The following is a 22,750-nucleotide window of genomic DNA, read 5'->3' as shown; positions in this document are numbered from 1 at the left end:
TCGGCAGCTGTCAAGCGGCTCGCCGGGACTGGCGACGTCGCGGGATGCGGTGGTCGCTTGCCGGGCAGATTGTTCGGCGCCAGCGGGTGGATGGGGCGCTACGCATCCGAGGGCTTTGCGGTTGCGGAGGCTTCACGGATCCCGGCGGACTCGTGGTCAGCTGGGCCCACTCGCCTGGCACGTGCAGCCAGCGGCGACGCGCTCAGCTCAGTCGAGCAGGGCGCGCAGGTCGTCGGGGATGCGCGTGTGCGGATGCTCGCGCTGGAACCGCTGCAGGCTGGCGCGCGCAGTCGCGTGGTCGCCTGCGTCGCGGCGCTCGCGGATGCGGTGCAGCCATTGCCGCCGCGACAGTCGGGCATCCGCATCCGCGGCGGCCTCAAGAGTCGCGTCGGCGGGGGCCGCGGTCGCGGCGACCGGAATCATGTTTTCGGCGATCGGCGCGGCGGGCGCGGCGGGCGCCGGCGCGGCCATCAGCCCGCCCTCTATGCGTGCGTCGGATGCAGCCGTCTTCGCCTGCGTGCGGGCCAGTGCCTCCCGCCGCGCGCGCAGTGGCTGGCCGCGATCCTGCACGGCGGAGCGCTGTTCATCCTGTGCCGCCGACTCCTGCTGCGTGCGCGCTGCCGCGGCGTCGGCAAGCGCCTCCTGCGCGTCGGCTGCGGGCGCGGACATCGGCGCGGGTGGCGCAGGCGGTGCCGGAGGCGCGACCATCCGCGGTGCCGGCTTCGCTGCGACGACAGGCGCCGGTTCGGCGACGACCTGTGCCGGTGCCGACGCCGCTGTCGGCACGATTTCCTGCATGGGAGGAGTGCTTGCCGATGGCGGCGGTGGCGCGGGCTCTGGCTGTGCCACGTCCGTACGCGCAGCGGCGTCGGCCGGCGGGGCGGAGCTGGCAGGCGCCGGTGCTGGCGCCGCGGACTCTGCCGTCTCCGCTGCCGCCGGCGCCGGCGCTGCGGCCGGCATCGGTACCGGCGGAGGTGGCGTCCGCAGTTGCCAGGCGATGCCGACCGCCAGGCTCAGCGACGCCGCCAGTCCCGTCCAGGCCGGCCACCGCGTGCGACGCCTGGCGACGATGGGCGGTGTTTCGCGCGCCAGCTGCGGCGCGGCGGCGATCGGCGCCGGCTGCACGGCATCGGTATGGGGTTCGGGTTCGGCGCGCGCATCCACTGGCGGCGTGGCCGCCGGCGCTGACGCCACCGCCGCGCGCGCCGCGGCCAGGATCGCCGCGTCCAGCGCTGACGACGGCTGCGCCTGCCGGCCCAGGCGCAGGCGTTCGGCGAGGGCGCGTTCTTCCGGGGTCAGCGGCTCGTCGGCGTTCATTCGCCCAGCCTCGCGCGCAGTTTGTCCATCGCATAGCGCAGCCGCGACTTGACCGTCTCGCGGCCGACCCCGGTGATCTGTCCGATCTCCTCCAGGCTCAGTTCCTGTTCCAGGCGCAGCAGCAGCACTTCGCGTTGATCCTCCGGCAAGTCGTCGAGCGCCAGCTGCAGCTGGCGCCGCTGTTCGAACGCGGACAGCTGCCGTTCCGGGGTATCCGGATCCGGCACGCTGGCGGTGCGTAGATCGGCGTCGGCCGGCGCGGCCGGGCGGTGCTTGGCCGCGCGCCAGTGATCGCCGAGCCGATTGTGGGCGATGCGCAACAGCCAGGTACTGAACGCCGCCTGCGGCTGCCAGCCCTGGCGCGCGGCGATGACCCGCTGCCACACGTCCTGGAACATTTCCTCGGCCAGCGCCACGTCGCGCAGCTGGCGCAGCAGGTAGTGATAGAGGCGGCCGCGGTGGCGCGCGTACAAGGTTTCGAACGCGCCGGCGTCGCCGGCCGCATAGGCCAGCATCAGGGCTTCATCGCTCGTTTCGACCAGGGCATCCACGGCGGCAAGCCTAAGCGTTCGCCGGCCCGGCGCATAGCGTGGCGTGGGCGAGGCGGCGGCGGGCGAGGGCGGGAAGGCAGCAGGCATCGTAGACAGTGAACGCGCCAGCACCGCGCACGGGGTCATTGCGCGTGCGCCCCTTCAGGTAAAAGGTATGCTGGCGGCAGGGGGAGACGTGGGGCAGGTCCGACGTCATGTAGGAGTTGTTGTCGATGTTCAAGCCGTCCGCGATCGCCCGCCAGGATCAACCCGACGGCCAGGCTTGCGAACAGACCGCGGCCATGCTGTGCGGCTTGCTGCCGCCGGGCAGCGACCTGGCCATCGCCTGTGGCGACGGCGCGGTCGGGCGCCTGTTCGGCGCCACGCCGCATGCGCCGGCCTGGCTGCCGGCGCTGGTCCGGCGCAGCCTGGTGGAGACGGTGACCGCGCCTGCGCAGGCGCTGCTGCACGTGCTGAAGACGCCGGACGGCGCCTGCGTGGCCGTGGCCGCGCGGCTGGAACAGCCGCTGGCCGCGCCGCAGCGTGCGGCCTGGTGCGAGATGGCGGCCGCGTTCGGGCTGGCGCTGCTGGACACGGAGCGGATGCGCGCGCGCATCGAGGGCCTGGAGAAATCCAAGCAGCTGCAGCAGGCGCTGTACGAGATCGCCGACCTGGCCGGCGCGGACCTGGAAATGGGGCAGATGCTGCAGCACGTGCATTCGGTGCTGGCCTCGCTGATGTACGCGGAGAACTGCTACATCGTCGAGTACGACGAAGAGCAGCAGAGCATGCGTTTCCTGTATTTCTGCGACAAGCACGACGACTTCGTCGCCGACCCGGAGCAGCTGTACTTCCAGCGCGACATGCCCAGCAGCCTCACCTTCGCGCTGCTGCGCCACGGCCAGGCGGTGCGCGGGCCGTCCGAGCAGGTGCGCGAGCGCCTGCGGGTGGGCTACGACCGCAGGCATGGGCCGGACAGCAAGGACTGGCTGGGCGTGCCGATGCTGCGCGAGGGCCGCGTGTGCGGCGCGATCGTGGTGCAGAACTACGACCGTGCGCTGCACTACACCGACGCCGACCGCGCGCTGCTGGCCTACGTCGCCCAGCACGTGCTGACCGCGATGGACCGGCGCCATGCGCAGGTGCAGCTGGAGCGGCGCGTGCAGCTGCGCACGCAGGAACTGCAGCGCGCCAACCACGACCTGCAGGACGAGATCCTGGAGCGCAAGCGCGCCGAAACCTTGCAGCTGGCGTTGTTCCGCATCGCCGAGCTGGCGATCCGCTCGGAGAGCCTGCAGCAGTTCTACGCCGAGGTGCATGCCATCGTCGGCGGGCTGATCGATGCGCGCAACCTGTACATCGCGTTGCTGTCCGACGACGGCAAGATGCTGGAATTCGTCTACTCGGTGGACGAATACAGCCCGCGGCGGCCGCTGCGGCGCCGCGGCAAGGGGCTGACCGAATACGTGATGCGCAAGCGCCAGCCGTCGCTGCTGGAACTGGCGGACATCGAGGCGCTGGTGGCGCAGGGCGAGGTGCAGGAGTACGGCACGCGCTCGCACAGCTGGCTCGGCGTGCCGCTGTTCGACGAGGGCGAGGTGGTCGGCGCGATCGTCGTGCAGAGCTATACCACCCAGGTGCGGTTCACCGAATACGACCAGCGCCTGCTGACCTTCGTCGCCCACAATGTCGGCGGCGGCCTGGCGCGGCAGCGCGCGCAGGAGCGGCTGCAGCTGGCGCATGCCGAGCTGGAGCAGCGGGTGGCCGAGCGCACCCGCGAACTGGCCGAGGTCAACCAGCAGTTGCTGGCGCAGATCGCCGAGCGCTGGCGCGCCGAGCAGCGCTTGACCCACCAGGCGCTGCACGACGCGCTGACCGGGCTGCCGAACCGTTCGCACCTGCTGGACCGGCTCGGCGAAGCGATCAACCGCGCGCGCAATGGCGACGGCATGGCCTTCGCGGTGCTGTTCCTGGATCTGGATCGGTTCAAGCTGGTCAACGACAGCATCGGCCATGCCGCCGGCGACGAGATGCTGGTGGAGGTGGCCAAGCGCATCGTCTCCACGATCCGCAGCGACGACGTGGTCGCGCGCCTGGGCGGCGACGAATTCGCGATCCTGGTGCAATGCGAGGATGGCCTGGACGGCGTGCGCGAACTGGCGCAGCGCCTGCTCGGCGTGCTCGGTCAGCCGATGTGGGTGGCCGGCCGCGAGCTGTTCCCGTCCGGCAGCCTGGGCATCGCCGCCTGGCATCCGCGCTACAACAGCGGCGAGGAGCTGCTGCGCGACGCGGACGCGGCGATGTACCGGGCCAAGGCGCAAACCCAGGACCGCTGCGCGGTGTTCGACGAGGCGATGCGCGAGGCGGCGCTGCGCAGCCTGGACCTGGAGGCGGACCTGCGGCGGGCGATCAAGAGCGGCGATTTCGAGCCGTTCTATCAGCCGATCGTGCGCCTGATCGATGGCCAGGTGGTCGGCCACGAGGCCTTGCTGCGCTGGCGCCACGAGAGCCGCGGGCTGTTGGTGCCGAGCCAGTTCATCGATCTGGGCGAGGACAGTGGGCTGATCGAGCAGGTGGACTGGCTGCTGTACGAGCAGGTGATCCAGCGCCTGGCGCGGGGCGGCGACGGTTACGTGTCGGTCAATGTGTCGCCGCGGCATTTCCGTTCGCCGGATTTCACCGATCGGTTGTTCGGCTTGATCGATACCGCCGGTGCCGATCCGCAGCGGTTGCGGGTGGAGATCACGGAGGTGGCGCTGCTCGACGATGCGCCGCGGACGCTGACGATTCTGCAGGCGCTGCGCGATCGTGGGGTGTTGGCGCAATTGGACGATTTCGGCACGGGGTTTTCGGCCTTGTCGTATCTGCATCGGTTTCCGATCTCGGCGCTGAAGATCGATCAGAGTTTCGTTGCCGGGTTGCATGGGGACAGTGGCACCGGCAGTTATGCGCTGGTGCGCAGCATTCTGGCGCTGGCCAGTACGCTGGGGATCGAGACGATTGGCGAGGGGATCGAGACGGAGCAGCAGTTGGATACATTGCGCGAATTGGGTTGCGATTATGGGCAGGGGTATCTGTTGGGGCGGCCTGCGCAGCACGATTGAGGTGCGTGCACTTGGTTCCGAGGGATCGCTTGTGCCGGTTCGATGCTATGCGGATAGCGCCGTTTTTTTGTCGTTCGTTAGCGCTAGTCTTCTCTCCGATCGTCATGCGCGGAGAGGCGCGTGCGGTCGCCATCGGTGTCGTGCGCTGGGCTTTGCTCTTGCATGTGCCTTGTTTGGTTGCTTTGGCTTACAAGCAAAGCTTCCGCGATTGGCGCGGGTCACTTTTCTTTGCTCGTGCAAAGAAAAGTAACCAAAAGAAAGCACGCCCTGCCTTGCGCCCTCCGCGCTGCGCGCTCCAGGTCCGCGTCCATGTCGGGGATTCGCGGAAGGGGCATCCTGCCCCTGCCGCGAACGGCGCACATCCCTGTGCGCGCCCTTCGGGTTTTTCCCCGCCATGGCCGCCGCTGCGGAAGGGAACCCGGTAAATCAACAGCAATAGCCAGAGCAACAGCAACAGCAAGATCAATAGCCAGAGCAACGGCTAGAGCAACGGCTATAGCAACAGCCGAACAGCCGAACAGCCGAACAGCCGAACAGCCCAGAGCAACGGCCCAGAGCAACGGCACTAGCCTGTGACGGGCTGCTGCCGTTGAATCAGCCTCGCTACGCTTCAATGACGATGCATGGTGTTTCAACGCGACGAAGACCAGTTCGTGTTCCATCCGCGTTGCATGGAGGAAGCACAGGAATGCTGGGGCACGCGTCGTCATACGTCGAAGCTTGTCGCTGGGTAGGGAGAGTCCCGACGCACAGTGAAGGCATGCGGGGCTGCAGTTGTGGCGCCCAGGTGTTGCTGGCAGACGTGGCGAAATTCAGCGCCGCGCGCCGCGGCGTTCTTCATCGATCCGCACGCGCACAACGAATGGGTCGGAGATATGCCGACCAGCGTCTGGAAGTCCCCCTGTGGGAGCGACTTCAGTCGCGACGAACGCAGCGGGAGATCTCCAGGCGTCGATTCAGCCGGGCAGGGGCTGAAGCCCCGCAGCGCACCGACTAGCGCTCCGAAGTTCCTGTAGGAGCGGCTTCAGCCGCGACCAGCGTTGCCCGCACGCGGCAGACTGTGCGCCTTCTCGGGACTGAAGCCTCTGCGGGATGGTAGGCGCGTCGCCGCGCGCCCTGGGGTTGCGGCTGGTTAAGTGCGGTGGGTTTCAGCGCAGCGCGTTTTGGCGCTTTTCGTCGATCCACTTCGACGCTTGCGCCGGGGTGTAGTCGTGCATCCAGGCCAGCATGGTGTCGATGTCGTTGCCGTACCACAGGTCGGCGCGCTGGTCCGGGTGCAGGAAGCGTTCGGCGACCATGCGGTCGATCATGCCGATCAGGGGGGCATAGAAGTCTTCCACGTCCAGGAATGCGCAGGGCTTGTTGCCGATGCCGAGCTGGCGCCAGGTCAGCATCTCGAAGATCTCTTCCATGGTGCCGAAGCCGCCGGGCAGGGCGACGAAGCCGTCGGACAGGTCGAACATGCGCGACTTGCGCTCGTGCATCGAGCCGACGATTTCCAGTTCGGTCAGACCGCGGTGCGCGACTTCCCAGTCGGCCAGCTGCTTGGGGATCACGCCGGTGACCTGGCCGCCGGCAGCGAGCACCGCGTTGGCCACGGTGCCCATCAGCCCGACATTGCCGCCGCCGTAGACCAGGCGCAGGCCCTGCTCGGCGATGCGCGTGCCCAGCGCAGTGGCGCGTTCGACGTAGGCGGGTTTGTTGCCGGCGTTGGAGCCGCAGTAGACGCAGATGCTTTTCATGGGATTGGGGATTCGGGATTGGGGATTCGTAACAGCCGGATGTTGCATGGGTGAGCGTTCACGGTGCGAGGAGCAGGACATGTGTCGTGGATCAACTGATTCGGCGATCCGCAAAGCACAACGCCGGGCTTTCGCCCGGCGCTACGCCATTGCCGGAAAGATGTGGGATGAGGCCGCCGCTGTTGCGAATCCCCAATCCCGACTCCCGGCTTCAATTGGCCTTGTGGATCGCCCGCTTGCTCACCGCCATCGCGGCATCGTGGATCGCCTCGGACAGGGTGGGGTGGGCGTGGCAGATACGCGCCAGGTCGTCGGCCGAGCCGTTGAACTCCATCGCCAGCACGCCTTCGTGGACCAGCTCGGAGACGCCGACGCCGACCAGGTGCAGGCCGAGCACGCGGTCGGTCTCGGCATGCGCGATGACCTTGACGAAGCCGGCCGGTTCGCCCATCGCCACCGCGCGGCCGATCGCCGCGAACGGGAAGCTGCCGGTCTTGTACGGCACGCCCTCGGCCTTGAGCTGCTGCTCGGTCTTGCCGACCCAGGCGATCTCCGGCTCGGTGTAGATGACCCACGGGATCGTGTCGAAGTTGACGTGGCCGGGCAGGCCGGCGATCAGTTCGGCGACCGCGATGCCTTCCTCGAAGCCCTTGTGCGCCAGCATCGGCCCGCGCACGCAGTCGCCGACCGCCCACACGCCGTCGACGCCGGTGTGGCAGTGTTCGTCGACCTCGATCTGGCCGCGTTCGTTGACCTTCACGCCGGTGCCGTCGGCCAGCAGGCCCTTGGTGGCGGCGCGGCGGCCCACGGCCACCAGCAGCTTGTCCACGGTCAGGCTCTTCTCGCCTTCGCTGTCGGTGTAGGTGACGACGACTTCCTTCTTCTTGCCCTTGCCGCTGACCTCGGTCTTGGAGACCTTGGCGCCGAGATGGATGTCCAGGCCCTGCTTCTTGAACTCCTTCAGCGCGGTCTTGGCCACTTCGGCATCGGCCAGGGACAGGAAGTCCGGCAGCGCCTCGAGGATGGTGACCTCGGCGCCCAGGCGCTTCCACACGCTGCCCAGTTCCAGGCCGATCACGCCGGCGCCGATCACCGCCAGGCGCTTGGGCACTTCGGTGAAGTCCAGCGCGCCGACGTTGTCGACGATGGCGTCGCCGTCGAACTTGGCGAACGGCAGTTCGATCGAATCCGAACCGGCGGCGATGATCACGTTGGTGCCCTTGAGCTCGACCTCGCTGCCGTCGTGCTGCTTGACCTTGACCACGTTGCCGGGTTGCAGTTCGCCGAACCCGTAGTACGGGGTGATCTTGTTCGCCTTGAACAGCATCGCGATGCCGCCGGTGAACTGTTTGACGATCTTGTCCTTGCGCCCGACCATCGCCTCGACGTCGATCTTGGCGTCCTTGAAGCTGATGCCGTGCTCGCCGAACAGGTGGCCCATGTTCCAGAACTGGCGCGAGGAATCCAGCAGCGCCTTGGACGGGATGCAGCCCACGCGCAGGCAGGTGCCGCCCAGCGCCGGCTTGCCGTCCTTGCCCAGCGCCGCGTCGATGCAGGCGGTCTTCAGACCCAGCTGGGCGGCGCGGATTGCAGCGTGATAACCGGCCGGACCGGCACCGATGACGACGACGTCGAAGTTTTCAGCCATTTCAGATTCCTTTGCCTTTCCCTTCTCCCGTCGGGAGAAGGTGGCGCGTAGCGCCGGATGAGGGTGCGGCGGAGCGGAGCGAGCTGCCGGGGTGCTTTGAGGGTGGGCGCTGGGCGATGTCCAGTGCGGTCGTACCCTCACCCCAACCCCTCTCCCGGTGGGAGAGGGGCTTCAGGCGCTTACAGGCCGAACAGCATCCGGCCCGGGTTTTCCAGCTGGTTCTTGATGTCGACCAGGAACTGCACCGAGTCCTTGCCGTCGATGATGCGGTGGTCGTAGGACAGCGCCAGGAACATCATCGGCGCGATCACGACCTGGCCGTTCTCGGCGATCGGACGCTCCTTGATCGCGTGCATGCCCAGGATCGCGCTCTGCGGCGGGTTGATGATCGGGGTCGACAGCAGCGAGCCGAAGGTGCCGCCGTTGGTCACGGTGAAGGTGCCGCCCTGCAGTTCTTCCAGGCTCAGCTTGCCGTCGCGCGCCTTCTTGGCGTAGTCGGCGATGCCCTTCTCGATGTCGGCGAACGACTGCCGCTCGACGTTGCGCAGCACCGGCGTGACCAGGCCCTTCTCGGTCGACACCGCGATCGAGATGTCGCTGTAGCCGTGATAGATGATGTCTTCGCCGTCGATCGAGGCGTTGACCAGCGGGAAGCGCTGCAGCGCGTTGGCGGCGGCCTTGACGAAGAAGCTCATGAAGCCGAGCTTGATGCCGTGGGCCTTCTGGAACTCGTCCTGCAGCTCCTTGCGCGCGGCCGAGACCTTGGCCAGGTTGACCTCGTTGAAGGTGGTCAGCATCGCGGTCGAGTTCTTCGACTGCATCAGGCGCTCGGCGATGCGCTTGCGCACGCGGGTCATCGCCACGCGCTCTTCCGGACGCGCGCCGGCGGCCTTGCCGGCGCCGCCGTTCTTGGCGTAGTTGAGGATGTCTTCCTTGGTCACCGCGCCGCGGCGGCCGGTGCCGTCGACCTGGGCCGGATCCACGCCTTCGGTGATCGCCGAGAAGCGCGCGCCCGGGGGCAGGCTGGAGACGTCGCCGGCGGCCTTGGCCGACTCGACCTTGGCCGCCTTCGGCGCTTCGGCAGCGGCGGCCTTCGGGGCGTCCGGCGTCGGTGCGTCGGCGACCTTGGCCTCGGCCGGAGCCGCCGCGGCGGTAGCGCCTTCCTCGATGATCGCCAACAGCTGCGAGCTGGTCACGGTGGCGCCGGCCTCGAACTTGATCTCCTTCAGCACGCCGTCGACCGGGGAGGGCACTTCCAGCACGACCTTGTCGGTCTCCAGGTCCACCAGGTTCTCGTCGCGCTTGACCGCGTCGCCGGCTTTCTTGTGCCAGCTGGCGATGGTGGCATCGGATACGGATTCGGGCAGTACCGGAACTTTGACTTCGGTGGCCATTGCAGAGGGCGTCCTAGTGGGGTCTTTTGGAAGGTGAAGAGGTTTATTCAGCGACTTGGTCGTTGAACGGATTCAATAGCGCGTCGGCGACCAGCTTCAGCTGCTCTTCCAGATGCTCGGCGAAATGGCCGGCAGCGGGAGACGGCGAGCGCGGACGGCCGGCGTAGTGCAGGCTCTGCCCGTCGGCCAGGCAGGCCTGCAGGTGGTGCTTGATCTGGTACCAGGCGCCCTGGTTCTGCGGTTCTTCCTGACACCAGACCAGGTCGGTGGCGTTGCTGTAGCGCTTCAGTTCCGCGGCCAGCAGCTCGCGCGGGAACGGATACAGCTGTTCCACGCGCAGGATGGCGACGTCGTCCTGGCCGCGCTTAGTCTGGTCCTCGAGCAGGTCGTAGTAGACCTTGCCCGAACAGGCCACCACGCGCTTGACCTGCTTCGGATCGGCCTTCGCATCCGGGATCAGGTGCTGGAACTCGCCGTCGGCCAGTTCCTCCAGCGTCGACACCGCCAGCTTGTGGCGCAGCAGCGACTTGGGCGTCATCACCACCAGCGGCTTGCGCGTGGTCATGCGCATCTGCCGGCGGATCATGTGGAAGCACTGCGCCGGCGTGGTCGGCACGCAGACCAGCATGTTCTCCAGCGCGCACAGCTGCAGGAAGCGCTCCAGGCGCGCGGAGCTGTGCTCCGGGCCTTGCCCTTCGTAGCCGTGCGGCAGGAACAGCGACAGGCCGCTGATGCGTCCCCACTTGGCTTCGCCGGCGGCGATGAACTGGTCGATCACCACCTGCGCGCCGTTGGCGAAATCGCCGAACTGCGCTTCCCAGATGCACAGCGCATTGGGATCGGTGGTCGAGTAGCCGTACTCGAAGCCCATCACCGCTTCCTCGCTGAGCAGCGAGTCGATCACGGTGGCGTCTTCCGGGTTCTCGACCAGCTGGCGCAGCGGCAGGTAGTAGCTGTCGGTCTTCTGGTCGTGCAGGATCGCGTGGCGGTGGAAGAACGTGCCGCGGCCGGCGTCCTGGCCGACCAGGCGCAGCTTGTGGCCCTCGCCGAGCAGGGTGGCGTAGGCCAGGTTCTCGGCGAAGCCCCAGTCGCCCGGCAGGTCGCCGGCGGCCATCTTCACCCGGTCCTCGTAGATCTTGGCCACGCGCGGGTGCAGCTCCACGCCGGCCGGGATCGTGGTGATGATCTTGGCCAGCTGGTCCAGGGTCTTGCGCTTGACCGTGGTGTCGACCTTGTCGGCGAGCTTGCCGGACAGGTAGTTGCTCCAGTCGATGGCGAAGTCGTCCGGCTTGCGGGTCGCCAGCTCGGTGGTGTACTCGCCCGAATCGAGCTTGTTGCGGTAGCTGTCGACCAGCGCCTGCGCCTCGCCCGGCTGGATCACGCCTTCGCTTTCCAGCTGCGCGGCGTACAGCTCGCGGGTGGTCTTGTGCTTGCGGATGGTCTGGTACATCACCGGCTGCGTCGCCGCCGGCTCGTCGGCCTCGTTGTGGCCCCAGCGGCGGTAGCAGACCAGGTCGATGACCACGTCCTTCTTGAACTGCTGGCGGAAGTCGTAGGCCAGGTTGGCCACGAACGCCACCGCGTCCGGATCGTCGCCGTTCACATGGAACACCGGCGCGCCGATCATCTTCGCCACGTCGGTGCAGTACAGCGTGGAGCGGGCGTCGTCGCGGGCGCTGGTGGTGAAGCCGATCTGGTTGTTGATGACGATGTGCACGGTGCCGCCGACCGCGAAACCGCGCGCCTGCGACATCTGGAACAGCTCCATCACCACGCCCTGGCCGGCGAACGCGGCGTCGCCGTGGATCACCACCGGCAGCACCGTCTTGCGCGCGGCATCGCCGTAGCGCTCCTGGCGCGAACGCACGCTGCCGACCACGACCGGGTCGACGATTTCCAGATGCGAAGGGTTGAACGCCAGCGCCAGGTGCACCGAGTTGCCGTCGGCCACCGCCACGTCGGCGGAGAAGCCCATGTGGTACTTGACGTCGCCGGTGTGGGCGCGGTCGTCGTGGGCGTGCTCGAACTTGCCTTCGAACTCGTCGAACAGCTTGCGCGGGTTCTTGCCCAGGGTGTTGACCAGCACGTTGAGGCGGCCGCGGTGGGCCATGCCGACCACGATGTCCTTGACCGCATCGGCGCCGGCGCGGCGCACCACCACGTCCATCATCGGAATCAGCGCATCGCCGCCTTCCAGCGAGAAGCGCTTCTGGCCGACGTACTTGGTGTGCAGGTAGCGCTCCAGGCCTTCGGCGGCGGTGATCCGCTCCAGCGTGCGGCGGCGGCTGTCGGCGTCGCCGGCGATGTTGCCGCCGGCGGTCTCCAGCCGTTGGTAGATCCACTGGCGCTGCTCGAATTCGGGGATGTGCATGAATTCGCTGCCGATCGACCCGGTGTAGGTCGCCTTCAGCCGCGCCAGCAGGTCGCGCAGCTTCATCCGCGGCTGGCCGCCGAGGCCGCCGGTGCTGAACTCGCTGCCCAGGTCGCTTTCCGACAGGCTGTGGAACGGCAGGCCCAGGTCCGGCGGATTGATCGGCGGGGTCAGCCCCAGCGGATCGAGCCGGGCGCCGAGGTGGCCGCGCGAGCGGTAGGCGGTGATCAGCCGGCCGACATGGCGCTCGCGCTCGTCGCCGCCGGGGCTGGTGCCGCTGTTGGCGGCCTGGCGCGCGGCGCTGGCGATGTGGGCGATGACCGCCGAGTGGGGAACGTCACCGGCATCGCGGCCCTGGAAGCCGTCGAAGTAGGTTTTCCACTTGGGGTCGATGCTGTCGGGAGAGACCAGGTACTGCTCGTACAGGTCTTCGATATAGGCGGCATTGCCGCCGGCGAGTTGCGATGACTGCGCAAACTGCTTTAGGAGATTGTCCACGATGGTGGGGTCGGGTCGCTTTGTGGGTTGGCTTGCGATAGGAACCGGCGGGCGCGTGGCCTGCACGGGCGTAATCAAGCGAAAAAATTATACCCCCATGAGCCAGCCGGGGTGTGCATTTCGGATACACAGGGGCTACGCAGGGTTCATCCGTTGCGCCATGGCGGCGACGGTACGGCGCTACCAGCCCAGCGCGCGCAGCTCGGTGCAGTCGCGCGAGCGCTCCCAGACCCGCGCGAACGCATCGCGCAGCTGGCGCGCGCGGCCGCCGCCGAGCAGGTCGGTCTCGCCGTCGTAACGGTGACCCAGCGCACGGAAGTAGTAGCCGCCGCCGTCGTTGACCAGGTAGGCCGCGGCGTAGCCCTGGTCGACCGGATCGACCACCTCGCGGAAGCGGAACACGCTGGGCAGGCGTTGCGCCAGGGCCAGCAGCGGCGCGGCGGCGCGCTGCGGGGCGGCCGCGTCGTGCAGCAGCACGCGCACCTGCTTGTCGCGCGCGGCCACGGCGAAGCGGCGCAACTGTTCCAGCACCGGCGCACTGTCCAGCAGGCCCGGATCCAGCGCGCGGCTGTAGATCAGCAGCTGGCGCCGGGCCTGCGCGACCAGCGCGGCGCTGGCCGCGATCGCCGCGGCCGCATCCTCCACCGCGGCGGCGCCGCCGAGGATGCGCCGCATCGGTTGCCGTTCGCCGCCGTGGACGTCGGCGACGCGCGCGCCGAGCGGCAGGAAGCCGTGCCGGGCGTAGAAGTCGAGCGCGGCCGGCGGCGCCTGCAGGTCCAGCCGTGGCCAGCGCCGGCGCTGCGCTTCCTCGATCAGCGCGGCCAGCAGTGCGCTGCCGACGCCGCGGCCGCGCCAGGCCGGCAGCACCGCCAGGCAGCCGATGCGCCGCTCGGGACTCAGCCGCGCACTGCCCAGCGGCTGCCCGTCGTCGGCGCGGGCCAGCACGTGGTGGCTCAGCGCATCCAGCGCGGCCTCGGCAGGCGCCTGCGGCGGCGGCAGGCCGGCCTGTTCGCGCAGCGCCCGCAGTTCGCCGGCCTGGCGGGCCGGGTCGAGCGTTTCGATGCGGAAACCGGGGGCGGCGGGCATGGCGGCGGCTCAGTCCTGCGTGTCGGCATCCTCGTCGCCGTGCTCGGTCTCGTCCAGCGGCTGGTAGAAGCCGGCCTCGACCAGTTGCAGCAGGGTCTGGCGGCCGGCGGCGGACAGCGCTGCGTAGTCGTCGCCGTCGATCCGCTCGGCCGCGGCCAGGCGCCGCGCGTCCTTCAGCGGCAGGGCGAACTCCAGGCCGCTGCAGAACAGGGTGGCGCCGCGCGTGGCCCGGCGCCAGGCCGACCGCGCCCAGGGGTGGCGCTGCAGGACCAGGCCCTGTTCCAGCGCGGCGGTCACTTCCTGCGGCGCCGGCGGATTGGCCGGCGGCAGGATCTCGCCGGCGGCGCGGTAGGTGGTGATGAAGCGGCCGAACCAGGCGCCGAGGCGGTCCGGATCGTTCATGCGCAGCGCGTTCAGCGCCTCGACCACGCGGCCCATCGCCGCCGCATCGATCTCGTACGGATCGGCCGGCACCTGCAGGTCCTCGTCGTGGTAGCGCAGCGCCTCGTCGGCGCCGTCGATCAGGGTGTCCAGGTAGTCGCCGATCAGCTCGGCCGAGGACGGCGCGCGCGTGCCCACCGAGAAGGTCAGGCAGGCGTCCTCGGCGACGCCGTGGTGCGGCACCAGCGGCGGCAGGTACAGCATGTCGCCGGGGCCGAGCACCCAGTCGTGGGTGGGGGCGAAGCTGCGCAGCAGCTTGAGTTCGACATCCTCGCGGAAGTCGGTCGGCGGCGCCTTGCGGCCCAGCGAGGCGCTGGCGTCGATCTGCCAGCGGCGGTGGCCGTGCGCCTGCAGCAGGAACACGTCGTAATGGTCCACGTGCGCGCCGACCGAGCCGCCCGGCGCGGCGAAGCTGACCATCACGTCGTCGACGCGCCAGCGCGGCAGGAAGCGGAACTGTTCGAGCAGGGCGCGGATGTCCGGGTCCCACTTGTCGACGTCCTGCACCAGCAGGGTCCAGTCGTGGTCGGGCATGCCGGGAAATTCGCTTTCCTCGAACGGGCCGCTGCGCACGCTCCAGCGGTCGGCGGCGCGGTCGTGCACGATCAGCCGCGACAGCGCGGCCTCCTCGCAGGCCAGCCCGGCCAGGTCGCCCGGCTCGATCGGCGAGACGAAGCCGGGGAAGGCGTTGCGGATCAGCAGCGGGCGCTTGTGCCAGTAGTCGCGCAGGAAGGTCGCGGCCGGCATGCCCAGCGGCAGCTGCCGGGTGGCGTCGATTTCGATCGGGAACGAGGTGGGTTTCTTCATGGGCGGGCGATCCGGCAGGGCGAGGCCGACTACGGCGCCGGCGATGCCGCCATTGTCGCCCAGCCCGGCGCACGATGCGTTGCGCGGGCGCATGGCGGTTGCGCCGGCGACGTGCTGCGACGTGCGCAACGGGCATGGGGGGCGCGTGTTCCGGTGCGCCTGCCGGTTTGACAAGCTCCCGCGGTCAGGCTGAAGTGCGCGCCTCGGACCCAGGGAGAAAAGGAATGCGCGGACTGCCGATACTGCTGTCGTCGATGCTGTTGGCCGGATGCGGCGCAGCGGACAAGCCCGGTGCGGAGGCCGTGCCGCCCGCGCCGGCAGCTGCGGCGCCATCGGCGGGCGCACCGGGCACGGCCGGCGTCGCGGCCGAGGCGGCGGTGTCGGAATTCCCCGCCATCCCGATGATCGTGATCCCGGAAATCCTCGGGGTGACGCCTGCGCAGCGGGCGCTGGAGGCGTCGATGAAGGACGCGCTGGATCCGATCCAGGGCGTCAGCATCGCGCCGGCGCGATGCGGCAGCGACGGCGGCCTGGTCAACGATGCCGGCATCACCTCGGTCGATGCGCAGGGCAATCTGCTGCGCAACGGCGAGGACGGTCTGTTCAAGATCAACGCCGATGGCAGCGGCACGGCCAACTTCGAGGGCGGGCTGGTACAGGTCAACGCCGACGGCAGCGGGACCATCAACGGCACGGTCGGCGAGGGCGAGGACGCGATCGTGCGCGTCGAGGCCGATGGGTCCGGCAGCTACAACGGCCCGGCCGGGCTGATCACGCTGGACGGCAAGGGCGCTGGCAGCTGGAACGGCGACAGCGGCCTGATCCGCAACAACGGCGACGGCAGCGGCACCTGGAACGGCCCCACAGGCCTGGTGACCATCAATGCCGACGGGTCCGGTACCTGGAACGGCGAGCGGGAAACGATCCGCAACCACGGCGACGGCACCGGCATGGTCGGCACGCCCGGGCGCACGGTGGCGATGGCGCCGCTGCCCAAGGTGCCGCCGGCCGGGCGCTTCCCGCCGCTGCGCAAGTTCGCGCCGCCCGGCGCGCCATGCGGCTACCTGATCACGCTGAACGACCGGGTGCTGTTCGACTTCGACAAGTCGCAGATCCGCGCCGATGCCGCGAAGGTGCTCGACACGCTGGCGGCCGCGCTCGGCACCGTGCAGGCGCGCGACATGGAAGTGGGCGGGCATACCGACAGCAAGGGCGGCGACGACTACAACCAGGCGCTGTCCGAACGCCGCGCCAACGCGGTGCTCGACGCGCTGCGCAGCCGCGGGCTGACGCTGCAGGCCGCGGCCAAGGGCTACGGGGAGGCGCGGCCGGTGGCGCCGAACCAGTTGCAGGGTGTGGACAATCCGGCAGGGCGGCAGTTGAACCGGCGCGTGGAGATCTTCGTCAGGACCTGAGCGCGCGCATGCCGCCGCCGTGTGCCGGGCTGAGGCGCCGGAAGCTGGGAAGGGAAGCGTCCAGGCTGTCGCACGTGACCGTGCAACAGCACTCGTGGCACGTCAACGACAGCGCCGGTCCAGCGCAAGCTCCGCCGGATCACGGATCACGGATCCCGAGTCCCGAGTCCCGAGTCCCGAGTCCCAAGCATGCGCCGCGCCGCTGCGCGTCAGTTGCCGGCGATCCTGTTGTCGCGGCCGTAGTCCTGCACCTTCGCGGTACCGCTTTGCTGGGTCAGTTCGTTCTTGTCGCCCTGCAGTGTCACCGCGCCGAGCGAGGTCGCGCGCAGCTGGTTTTCGTTGCCCGTCACCGTCAGCGTGTCGATGCGCCTCATCTGCAGGTTGCCGTGCCGGCCGAACAGTTCGACCTCCTTGGTATCGCTGGTCATGACCACCTGCGCATTGTTGCCGACCACGCGCACGCCGTCGGCATGCTCGATCTGCAGGCTGCCGTTGTCGCCCAGCAAGGCCACCGTGGCGCATTGGCCGCGCAGCACCAGCTTGGCGCCGCTGCCGACGATGTCCAGGTTGTGGCCGTCGCAGTCGATGGTGCCGGCGGTCGAGGTCACCATCAGCGTGGCGCGCTCGCCGTTCTCGCCGCCGGCCTGCGCTGCGCTGGCCGGGGCCGTCGCCGCAGTGGGCGCGCTGGGCGCTGCCGCTGCCGGCGGCGCCGTTGCGGCTGGAGCCGCCGCGGGCGCCGGCGTGCCGGCCGCGGGCTCGCCGCCAGCCGGCGCCTGCTGTTGCGCGCAGGCGCTCAATGCCAGCAAGGGCAGGCAGAGAAACAGATTCCGTGTCATCGCAGATCTCCTGTTGGGCGGACAGCATGGTGCCGCGGGAAAGCTCGGTGGCGCGGCCTCGCTCAGATCGCGCGCGCCAGGCGCTCGGCCAGGCCGGTATAGCCGCCCGGGGTCAGCGCGCGCAGGCGTTGCTTGGCGTCCTCGGGCAGCTCCAGGGTCTCGACGAAGGCCTGCATCGACGCGGCGGTGATGCCCTGGCCGCGGGTCAGCGCCTTGAGCTGCTCGTACGGGTTGGGCAGGCCGTGGCGGCGCATCACCGTCTGCACCGCTTCGGCCAGCACTTCCCAGGCGGCGTCGAGGTCGGCATCCAGGCGCTCGGGATTGACGGTCAGCTTGCCCAGGCCCTTGGCCAGCGAATCCAGCGCCACCTGGGTGTGGCCGAACGCGGTGCCGAGCGCGCGCAGCACGGTGGAATCGGTGAGGTCGCGCTGCCAGCGGCTGATCGGCAGCTTGGCGCTGAAGTGCTCGAACAGCGCGTTGGCGATGCCGAAGTTGCCTTCGGCGTTCTCGAAATCGATCGGGTTGACCTTGTGCGGCATGGTCGAGGAGCCGACTTCGCCTTCCTTGAGCTTCTGCTTGAAGTAGCCAAGCGAGATGTAGCCCCAGATGTCGCGGGCCAAGTCGACCAGGATGGTGTTGGCGCGGCGGGTGGCATCGCCGAGTTCGGCGACGTTGTCGTGCGGCTCGATCTGGGTGGTGTACGGGTTGAACACCAGGCCCAGGCCCTCGACGAAGCGCTGCGCGAAGGCCGGCCAGTCCACGTCCGGATAGCTGGCGACGTGCGCGTTGTAGTTGCCGACCGCTCCGTTGATCTTGCCGGTCAGTTCGACCGCGGCGATCTGCCGGCGCTGGCGCTCCAGGCGCGCGACGACATTGGCGATTTCCTTGCCCAGCGTGGTCGGTGAGGCGGTCTGGCCGTGGGTGCGCGACAGCATCGGCTGCGCGGCCTGGGCATGGGCCAGCGCGCGCAGCGAGGCGACGACGCCGTCCAGCGTCGGCAGCAACACCTCGCGCCGCGCCTGCTCCAGCATCAGCCCGTAGCTGAGGTTGTTGATGTCCTCGCTGGTGCAGGCGAAATGTACAAACTCCAGCGCCGGACCGAGTTCGGCGTCGTCCTTGAGCTGCTCCTTGATGAAGTACTCCACCGCCTTGACGTCATGGTTGGTGGTGCGCTCGATCTGCTTGACCCGCGCCGCGTGCTCGACGCCGAAGCCGTCGGCCAGCGCGCGCAGCCGCTGCGTGGCCGCGGCCGAGAATGGCGCCAGCTCGGCGATGCCCGGCTCGGCGCCCAGCGCCAGCAGCCATTCGATCTCCACCTTCACCCGCGCCTTGATCAGGCCATATTCGGAAAAGATCGGCCGCAAGGCATCGACCTTGCCGGCGTAGCGGCCATCGAGCGGGGACAGGGCGAGCAGGGCGGAATCCGACATGGGCAGGGGCAGGGCGGCAGCGGTGGGGCGGATATTCTACGCCGGCCGGGCACCGGCCAGGCCCGCGACGGGGCCGCCGGGCGTCGCGAATAACCGCGCGCGCGGTGGCCGTTTGCAGCGAGGCCGGACCTGTTTCCCGGACTGCGCTTGTCGCGACATCACCGGCACGCGTTGCTAGAATGCGCGGCTGTAATCGTTTTCAACAGGGACGTGTTCCTATGCCATCCTCCTTCCGCCTGGCCGCGCTGGCCGCTGCCGTGTCCATGTTCCTGGTCGCCTGCGGCGGCAAGCCGTCGGCTACGCCGGCCGCCCAGGACGCCGCCACCAAGGCGCTCGCCGACCGCGCGCCGAGCGATGCGCACGAGGCGCTGACCCGCAAGCTCAACGCGTACATCGAGTGCTTCAACCAAGTCGATGCGGACATCCACCGCGGCGCGCAGTCCTACGTCCGCTGGATGGACGATCCCGAGGCCGGCCCGACCGGCAAGGAAACCAGCGTGTACGGGCCGGCTCAGATCGACCAGTACGACATGAAGGTCTGCGACGCACCGATGACCCAGGCGGCCGCGGCCAAACCCACGCTGCCGGCGCTGGATGCGGCCGCCAAGCGCTATACGGCGGCACTGAAGACGCTGCAGCCGATCGGCAACCAGGTGCGCGACTACTACGAGCGCGAGGACTATCAGGACGACGGCTTCGCCAAGGGCAAGCAGCTGCATGCGCCGCTGATGGCCGCCCTGTCCGAGTTCGCCGACGCCAGCCAGGCGTTCAGCGACGAACTGGACGCGCAGAACGATGCCGCGCAGCGCGAGCAGCTGAAGGCGATGGAGCAGGCTGAAGGCCGCACCAGGGAGTTCTACCGGCTGTCGATGATGCTCGAGGCCAAGGAGGTCGTCGCCCTGCTGCAGGAGGACGCGTTCGATACGGCCAAGGCCAACGCATTGCTCGCCGGCTTCAACACCTTGTCCGACGAGGCGCACGCCAAGGTCGCCGATCAGGAACCGGGCAAGCTGGATTGGAACGGGTTCGAGACCGCGGCGGAGAACTTCCGCAAGGAAGGCAAGGCGCGGATCAAGCGGGTGGTCGAAAAGACCCCGTACAGCCGCATCGAACAGGGCTGGCTGGACAGCCCAACGCTGGCACCGGCGGGCTCGCCGGGGCGGCTGCTGAAGGCGTACAACGACCTGGTCTTCCAGAGCAACCGGCAGCAGTAACCGGAGCGTCCGGCGGCCGGCCGCGAGGTCGCTGCCGCTGCCTTGGATCGAGAGCCCCGGCGGCGCAGCGACGTCGCGCCGGGTGGGGTCGCGGTCGCCGCGGCACTGGCGCCACTGACCGATCGGTCCGGCGATCCAGCCGCACGTGCGTCAGGCGCTTGCACGTGGCCAACCAACATCACCACGACCCGCCGCCATCATCAGCGTGGCGTGTCCACGACGTCGCTCTGCGTGCGTCGCGCAAGCCGGCAACGGCATGACTGCCGCAGACGGGGCGTGCCTCGGCGCGTCGCCGCATAGCTACGCTAGGTCGATGCAGGCGGATCGCATCGCGTCGCCGGGCATCGCCGCGGCCGCCAGGTCTGCCTCCAGGCATTGCTAACATCCGTTGGCGCACACTGCTGACGCCGGGCGCTGCGCCGCGGATAATGCGCGCGCCAGCCGCAGCTCCGCCAGCCTGCCTTCCCGGACGTCGCTCACGACAGCGCCGGGTGAATTCCTCTTTTTGCAGATGCGGAGATTGCGCAATGAGTGACAACTTCAGGGTCGAGCACGACAGCATGGGCGAGTTGCAGGTGCCGGCCGAGGCGCTGTGGGGCGCCCAGACCCAGCGCGCGGTGCAGAACTTCCCGGTGTCCGGGCAGCCGATGCCGCGCGGCTTCATCCGTGCGTTGGGCCTGATCAAGGCCGCCGCGGCCGGCGTCAACGCCGAGCTGGACCTGCTGCCCAAGGCGGTGGCCAAGGCGGTGCAGGCGGCGGCGCTGGAGGTGGCCGGCGGCAAGCACGATGCGCATTTCCCGATCGACATCTACCAGACCGGCTCGGGCACCTCGTCCAACATGAATGCCAACGAGGTCATCGCCACGCTGGCCTCGCGCGCGGCCAAGCCGGGCGCGCCGGCGGTGCATCCCAACGACCACGTCAACCTCGGCCAGAGCTCCAACGACGTGGTGCCAACCGCGATCCGCGTCTCCGCCCAGTTGGCCACGCAGGAACAGTTGCTGCCGGCGTTGAAGCACCTGCGCAAGGTCATCGACAAGCGCGCCAAGCAGTTGGACAAGGTGGTCAAGACCGGGCGCACGCACCTGATGGATGCGATGCCGCTGACCTTCGGCCAGGAGTTTGGGGCATGGTCGGCGCAGCTGGCCTCGGCACAGGAGCGTCTGCAGGACAGCCTCAAGCGGCTGCGCCGGCTGCCGCTGGGCGGCACCGCGATCGGCACCGGGATCAATGCCGACCCGCGCTTCGGCGGCAAGGTCGCCAAGGCCTTGTCCACGCTCACCGGCTGCAAGTTCGACAGCGCCGACAACAAGTTCGAAGGCCTGGCCGCGCAGGACGATGCGGTGGAACTGTCCGGCCAGCTCAATGCGCTGGCGGTGGCGCTGATCAAGATCGCCAACGACCTGCGCTGGATGAACGCCGGGCCGCTGGCGGGGCTGGGCGAGATCGAGTTGCCGGCGTTGCAGCCGGGCAGCTCGATCATGCCGGGCAAGGTCAATCCGGTGATTCCCGAGGCCACGGTGATGGTCTGCGCGCAGGTCATCGGCCACCACACCGCGATCACCGTGGCCGGGCAGACCGGCAATTTCCAGTTGAACGTGGCCCTGCCGCTGATCGCGGCCAACCTGCTGGACTCAATCAACCTGCTGGCCAACGTGTCGCGGCTGCTGGCCGATTCGGCGATCGCCGGGCTGAAGGTGCGCGAGGAGCGGGTGCGCGAGGCGCTGGGCCGCAATCCGATCCTGGTCACCGCGCTGAATCCGATCATCGGCTACGAGAAAGCGGCGGCGATCGCCAAGCGCGCCTACAAGGAGAACCGCCCGGTGCTGGAGATCGCGATCGAGGACAGCGGCCTGGGCGAGGCCGAGCTGCGCAAGCTGCTCGACCCGGCGGCGCTGACCAGGGGCGGCATCCACGCCGGCGCGGGCGGCGGCGGCTGAGGCGTGGTGCCCTGCGTGGTGCGGCGGGTGCCGTGCCATGCGGGGCGATGTATCGCGTTGGCGAGTCCAGTGAGCTGAAAGGCCACTGCGGGCTTGCCAAGTCCTGCGTGGAGGAGGGGGCGTGTGCTCTTGACGCCGGGTCTGGCGCCGAGCGTTTGATGGCTGGGTTGGTCGCGACTGATGGCCAAAGCCGCCAGGAGCCGCTGACGGACTTTCGGTAGATCGGCCATCAGCCCAGACCGGTTCCTGCACCGTCATGGTTTCGCGCGTCGCGACTGAAGTCGCTCCCACAACTGAGCTACGGGAGATCGCCCTGCTAATGCACTGGGGGAGTGACTTCAGCCCCGACAAGTATCCGAAACCGGAACCTTCGCTACTACGCTCGTCGCGGCTGAAGCCGCTCCTACAGGAGATGCGCAATGGAGTGTCTGGGTGCACTGTAGGAGGGGCTTCAGCCCCGACAGGATCCGGGGTTGCAGGCCCATCGCCATTGCAGCGGTCGCGGCCGATGCCGCTTCTGCGGCGCGCGTCGCCTCAGCGCCGCTCGGCCTGCAGGTTGCCGAAGCTCTCCCGGTACGGCTGCAGCGACGGGATGTCGCGCAGCACCGCGCCCTGCAGGGCGTCGATCTCCGGCGTGGTCGCAAAGCCGACCGAGCGCATGTTCGGGTCGGGCGGGGCGGTTTCTAGGGTGCGCTGGCGCTGCATCTGCAACTGCATGAACAGCTGTTGCAGCTGGCTGCGCTGGGCCTGCGGCAGCGGCAGCTCGATGTCGTCGATTCTGAGGCTGCCGTCGGGGCCGATCGAGGCATTGGCGGCCGGCGCGCGGCGCAGCATCACGGTCATGCTGTCCACCGCCACGCGCGGCTTGCCGCGCTCGGCACGCGAGGAGGTCGACGCGCCGTCGCGCGCGCCGCACGCCGCCAGCAACAGGCACAGCGCGATCAGGGAAAACCAGGCGGCTAGCGTCTTCTTCATCG

General features: G+C 69.1%; 15 protein-coding genes. 4 read left to right on the top strand and 11 right to left on the bottom strand.

The window, feature by feature from the left end:
• Positions 1-207: 207 nt before the first annotated feature.
• Together NUG20_RS12340 and NUG20_RS12335 are read right to left on the bottom strand one after the other, a co-directional pair.
• On the bottom strand, positions 208-1,317 hold the full coding sequence (locus tag NUG20_RS12340; RefSeq protein WP_263394772.1) for a hypothetical protein: 1,110 nt from the start codon (positions 1,315-1,317) through the stop codon (positions 208-210).
• The gene (locus tag NUG20_RS12335; RefSeq protein WP_263394771.1) at positions 1,314-1,868 is read right to left on the bottom strand and encodes an RNA polymerase sigma factor; all 555 of its coding nucleotides are present in this window, start codon (positions 1,866-1,868) and stop codon (positions 1,314-1,316) included. The genes NUG20_RS12340 and NUG20_RS12335 overlap by 4 nt, the downstream gene beginning before the upstream one ends.
• Positions 1,869-2,080: 212 nt before the next feature.
• Here NUG20_RS12335 and NUG20_RS12330 point away from each other — a divergent pair, with 212 nt between their 5' ends.
• Positions 2,081-4,951 (top strand): bifunctional diguanylate cyclase/phosphodiesterase, encoded by a 2,871-nt coding sequence (locus NUG20_RS12330; protein ID WP_263394770.1) that lies wholly within the window; start codon positions 2,081-2,083, stop codon positions 4,949-4,951.
• 1,148 nt (positions 4,952-6,099) lie between these two features.
• Here NUG20_RS12330 and NUG20_RS12325 read toward each other — a convergent pair.
• The 6 genes from NUG20_RS12325 to NUG20_RS12300 all read right to left on the bottom strand — a co-directional run bounded on the left by NUG20_RS12325 (position 6,100) and on the right by NUG20_RS12300 (position 14,938).
• Complete coding sequence (locus NUG20_RS12325; RefSeq protein ID WP_263394769.1) at positions 6,100-6,693, bottom strand: LOG family protein; 594 nt, start codon at positions 6,691-6,693, stop codon at positions 6,100-6,102.
• Positions 6,694-6,904: 211 nt separating this feature from the next.
• On the bottom strand, positions 6,905-8,341 hold the full coding sequence (gene lpdA, locus NUG20_RS12320; protein WP_263394768.1) for a dihydrolipoyl dehydrogenase: 1,437 nt from the start codon (positions 8,339-8,341) through the stop codon (positions 6,905-6,907).
• A gap of 179 nt (positions 8,342-8,520) precedes the next feature.
• The gene (gene sucB / locus NUG20_RS12315) at positions 8,521-9,735 is read right to left on the bottom strand and encodes a dihydrolipoyllysine-residue succinyltransferase (protein ID WP_263394767.1); all 1,215 of its coding nucleotides are present in this window, start codon (positions 9,733-9,735) and stop codon (positions 8,521-8,523) included.
• Between the two features lie 43 nt (positions 9,736-9,778).
• On the bottom strand, positions 9,779-12,604 hold the full coding sequence (locus tag NUG20_RS12310; RefSeq protein WP_263394766.1) for a 2-oxoglutarate dehydrogenase E1 component: 2,826 nt from the start codon (positions 12,602-12,604) through the stop codon (positions 9,779-9,781).
• A gap of 180 nt (positions 12,605-12,784) precedes the next feature.
• Positions 12,785-13,690, bottom strand: a complete 906-nt coding sequence (locus tag NUG20_RS12305) for a GNAT family N-acetyltransferase (protein ID WP_263394765.1) — start codon at positions 13,688-13,690, stop codon at positions 12,785-12,787.
• Between the two features lie 9 nt (positions 13,691-13,699).
• On the bottom strand, positions 13,700-14,938 hold the full coding sequence (locus NUG20_RS12300) for a ribosomal protein uL16 3-hydroxylase (protein ID WP_263394764.1): 1,239 nt from the start codon (positions 14,936-14,938) through the stop codon (positions 13,700-13,702).
• A gap of 224 nt (positions 14,939-15,162) precedes the next feature.
• Between NUG20_RS12300 and NUG20_RS12295 the strand changes: the two genes are divergently transcribed.
• Positions 15,163-16,353 carry an OmpA family protein gene (locus NUG20_RS12295; RefSeq protein WP_263394763.1) on the top strand — a complete coding sequence of 397 codons (1,191 nt, stop codon included), beginning with the start codon at positions 15,163-15,165 and terminating at the stop codon, positions 16,351-16,353.
• A gap of 209 nt (positions 16,354-16,562) precedes the next feature.
• Here the strand turns inward: NUG20_RS12295 and NUG20_RS12290 are convergent, their stop codons facing one another.
• Positions 16,563-17,189 (bottom strand): DUF3060 domain-containing protein, encoded by a 627-nt coding sequence (locus tag NUG20_RS12290; RefSeq protein ID WP_263394762.1) that lies wholly within the window; start codon positions 17,187-17,189, stop codon positions 16,563-16,565.
• A gap of 62 nt (positions 17,190-17,251) precedes the next feature.
• A complete protein-coding gene (purB, locus tag NUG20_RS12285; RefSeq protein WP_263394761.1) occupies positions 17,252-18,619 on the bottom strand; it encodes an adenylosuccinate lyase in 1,368 nt (455 codons plus the stop codon).
• A 218-nt stretch (positions 18,620-18,837) separates the two neighbouring features.
• On the opposite strand from purB, the gene NUG20_RS12280 reads away from it, so the two are divergent.
• Both NUG20_RS12280 and NUG20_RS12275 read left to right on the top strand, forming a co-directional pair.
• Positions 18,838-19,833 (top strand): YiiG family protein, encoded by a 996-nt coding sequence (locus NUG20_RS12280; RefSeq protein WP_263394760.1) that lies wholly within the window; start codon positions 18,838-18,840, stop codon positions 19,831-19,833.
• 527 nt (positions 19,834-20,360) lie between these two features.
• Positions 20,361-21,773, top strand: coding sequence for a class II fumarate hydratase (locus tag NUG20_RS12275; RefSeq protein ID WP_263394759.1), 1,413 nt, complete (start codon positions 20,361-20,363; stop codon positions 21,771-21,773).
• Positions 21,774-22,307: 534 nt separating this feature from the next.
• Here the strand turns inward: NUG20_RS12275 and NUG20_RS12270 are convergent.
• Entirely contained in the window at positions 22,308-22,748 is a 441-nt protein-coding gene (locus NUG20_RS12270) for a hypothetical protein (RefSeq protein ID WP_263394758.1), read from the bottom strand.
• Positions 22,749-22,750 lie beyond the last annotated feature (2 nt).

Source organism: Xanthomonas sp. CFBP 8443 (genome assembly GCF_025666195.1).
Classification (GTDB): Bacteria; Pseudomonadota; Gammaproteobacteria; order Xanthomonadales; family Xanthomonadaceae; genus Xanthomonas_A.
Note: the sequence above shows the minus strand (reverse complement) of the source record. Positions and strands in the feature narration are given on the sequence as shown.